The 3,347-nt window shown below is 46.6% G+C and carries 4 protein-coding genes; all 4 read left to right on the top strand.

What is annotated here, in order from left to right:
- The coding region (locus tag ACSZO1_RS21925) for a methyl-accepting chemotaxis protein (RefSeq protein WP_437616443.1) at nucleotides 1-621 on the top strand (621 nt) is incomplete at its 5' end.
- Nucleotides 622-844: 223 nt separating this feature from the next.
- The gene (locus ACSZO1_RS21920) at nucleotides 845-1,048 is read left to right on the top strand and encodes a Rop family plasmid primer RNA-binding protein (protein WP_437616441.1); all 204 of its coding nucleotides are present in this window, start codon (nucleotides 845-847) and stop codon (nucleotides 1,046-1,048) included.
- Between the two features lie 515 nt (nucleotides 1,049-1,563).
- Nucleotides 1,564-1,677: a replication initiation protein gene (locus ACSZO1_RS21915; RefSeq protein WP_437616439.1), complete on the top strand. Its 114-nt coding sequence runs from the start codon at nucleotides 1,564-1,566 to the stop codon at nucleotides 1,675-1,677.
- Nucleotides 1,678-1,992: 315 nt separating this feature from the next.
- On the top strand, nucleotides 1,993-3,347 hold a 1,355-nt coding region (locus ACSZO1_RS21910; RefSeq protein WP_437616437.1), incomplete at its 3' end, for a methyl-accepting chemotaxis protein.

The raw sequence follows: 3,347 nt of genomic DNA, 5'->3' as shown, positions 1-3,347 counted from the left end.
CTCACCAGCACAGTACGGCATAATGCCGAGAATGCTATACAGGCCAACAAACTGGCTGCCGAAGCGACACAAGCGGCGAAAAAAGGGACAGAAGTTGTCAACAATGCTGTATCGACGATGAATAACATCAACGAATCCGCCTCGAAGGTAGTAGAAATCATCAGTGTGATAGACGGCATTGCTTTCCAAACCAACATCCTTGCCCTTAACGCAGCGGTGGAAGCCGCACGCGCAGGTGAGCATGGTCGAGGATTTGCTGTAGTGGCAGGAGAAGTTCGATCCCTATCCCAACGTAGCGCTAATTCCGCACAAGAGATCAAAAAACTGATTGAAGAATCCGTAAGCAACATTGATCAAGGCAGTAAGCTCGTGCTTCAGGCAGGAGCTAACATGAACGATCTGATGGCAAAAGTGGAAAGAGTGAATGTTCTAATTTCTGAAATCAGCTCATCGAGTGATGAACAGAGTCGAGGAATCGAGCAAATCAACATAGCCATTAACCATCTCGATAGCGCAACACAGCAAAATGCGGCGTTAGTAGAGCAGGTAGCAGATGCATCTCAGTCAATGGAAGAGCAGACAGTACATCTCAAAAATGTGGTAGGTAGCTTCAAACTATGACTGCCAAATTCCAGCACTGATATTTACCATAACATCTCTTGTCCGCACCCTCTGAAACGGCCTCAGCGCCGTTTTACGCCCTGAGCCATAAAAACCTATGTCTTCACCAGGCAAAACGCATCAGAATCGCGCCGATGAGTTTTGCGCATATGCATAGCTATGCATCAGAATGCCCCACTGACGTTTTCAGCCAGAAACCACCACCAGACCGGGAAAAACACACATGAACCGACAGGAATCCGCCGCGCTGAACATGGCGAAATTTATCCGGGCGCAGTCGCTGCTGCTACTCGAAAAACTCGACGTTCTCGATCTCGATGATGAGGCAGCCGACTGTGAAAAGCTGCACGAACAGGCCGAGGCACTCTATCAGAAACTGAACGGACGCCTTTCGGAAAAAGAAACGGTGAACGGGAGCGGATTTTAATCAGGTGCCGTGAGGCGTTGGCAGGGTTTCGGGGCGCAGCCCTGAACCAGTCACGGTGCGCTAGCGGAGTGTATACTGGCTTAATATGGTAAATCGAAGTGATGATTCAGAGAAGTGTTTCATGCAGAAGGGGAAAAATGCAGGTGGCTATGACATGACGCCTCCTCGCTCGCTGCGCTCCTGCCGTTCGGCTGCGGTGGGCGTTCAGCTCAGAAGTAAGGGAATACACGAGTAGCGGTCAAATCAGGAGAGGGCGGAAAAAGGATGCGGCGTTGCCGTTTTTCCATAGGCTCCGCCCCCCTGACAAGCATCAAAAAATCTGACGCTCAAATCAGCGGTGGCGAAACCCGATGCGGCTTAAAGATACCGGAAGTTTCCCTCCGGTGGCTCCCTCGTGCTCCCCCGCATTCCTGCCTTTCGGTTTACCGGTGTCATTCCGCTGTTATGGCCGCGTTTATCTCATTCCACGCCTGACACTCAGTTCCAGGTAGGCAGTTCGCTCCAGGATGGACTGTATGCACGAACCCCCCGTTCAGTCCGACCGCTGCGCCTTTTCCGGTAACTATCGTCTTGAATCCAACCCGGAAAGACACGACAAAGCGCCACTGGCAGCAGCCACTGGTAACTGATTTAGAGGAGTTAGTCTTGAATTTATCCGCCGGTTAAGGCTAAACTGTAAAGGACAGTTTTGGTGACTGCGCTCCTCTAAGCCAGTTACCTCGGTTCAAAGAGTTGCTGCTCTGAGAACCTTCGAAAAAACCGCCTTGCTGGGCGGTTTTTTCGTTTACAGGGCAAGAGATTACGACCAGAACAAAAGGATCTCAAGAAGATCTTCATCAAAATGAAAAATGCCCCCTCCCCGCGTATAAGGTATACAGCTCCTTAAAGAAAACACAATAATTGCCGTTATAGTATTTAATTCAACCAAACTGAGTACTTCAATCATGATATGGAAAAACACACAGAACCGGGTTGGTATCTTACTTATAATCTTTTCCGTTACTTTACTGATTGCGACATTTATCATTATAAAACACTTCATATCACCTCAAATAATTGAAAAGGAGATAAAAAATATCCAGAACACCATTGAACTGCAAAGCACTGAAATTAAAAAACAAATGAACCAAGTCAAATCTCAGCAACGTGTAATCACCGAAATATCTGCGGGATTTAAAAGCGACCAAATTGATGAGTTTTTACCTCTACTAATTAATCAGTATGGTGATTTAAACGTATTCGGCGGCGGAATTTGGCCATTACCAGGTAAGCGAGATCCCGCGCGTGAAAAATTCAGTACCTTCTATGCAAGAAATACCAGCGGCATTCTCCAAATAAATACAGTATGGAATCAAAACGAATCAGCTAAATACTGGGAACAAGCTTGGTATAAAGACGGTATGAATGCCCCAAAAGGTGAGTGCGCATGGGCACATGCCTACCAAGATGCTGCCAGCCCGCAACCGCGAACTAACTGCGCTATGCCAATAATCAAAGACGGTAAAGTCTGGGGCGTGGCAACTATCGACGTGACGCTAGGTTTCTTTAACCAATTGGCTATCAGCATGGGAAAGGCCGTAGGTGGTAGTGTACTGATTGTAGAAGCCGACGGAAAAATTGTCGGCAACGGTTCTTCCGTGCAGAACAAACCAGCTCTATCGAATGTGCGAGACCTTAATCTTCCGTCTTATTCTAAGTTGAGTTCACTGCTAGCAAAGGACAACAAGAAAGAAACCATCGGCACTTATGATGGACCGAATGGATCACACACTCTACTAATTCTGCCGATTAGTGGAAGCCCGTGGTTTATGGTAGTGGATATTCCAAGCAGCCAGCTGGTAAGCCTGTCTGACGACATTATTAACAAACTCACCATCGTACAAAGCGTTATTGGTCTGCTAATTTTCTTCATCATGATGAGCATCTTACGTAATATTTTCAGAAATGTAACATTGCTGAATAAGAACATTGAAGCCCTATCCAGTGGAGGGGCCGATTTAACACAACGTTTAGAGAAAAGTAAAAACCAAGAATTCAACAATATCGTTAATAATTTCAATAAATTTATATCATTCCTTAACGAACTGATGCAGCAAGTGAATAATAGTTCAATGGCGATATCTTCAGCTTCTAACCAAATAGTCAACGGTAACCATCACCTGTCATCACGCACAGAAGAACAGTCGTCGTCGATTGTTGAAACCGCAGCATCAATGGAAGAACTCACCAGCACAGTACGGCATAATGCCGAGAATGCTATACAGGCCAACAAACTGGCTGCCGAAGCGACACAAGCGGC

This window comes from Erwinia sp. V71 (genome assembly GCF_965644245.1).
Taxonomy (GTDB): domain Bacteria; phylum Pseudomonadota; class Gammaproteobacteria; order Enterobacterales; family Enterobacteriaceae; genus Erwinia.
The sequence above is the reverse complement of the archived record's forward strand: the minus strand, read 5'-3'. Positions and strand labels throughout refer to the sequence as shown.

Excerpts from the sequence above, each read along its gene's own strand:
- ACSZO1_RS21920 (WP_437616441.1), top strand. The coding sequence starts at position 845 with ATGAACCGACAGGAATCCGCCGCGCTGAACATGGCGAAATTTATCCGG.
- ACSZO1_RS21915 (WP_437616439.1), top strand. The coding sequence starts at position 1,564 with ATGCACGAACCCCCCGTTCAGTCCGACCGCTGCGCCTTTTCCGGTAAC.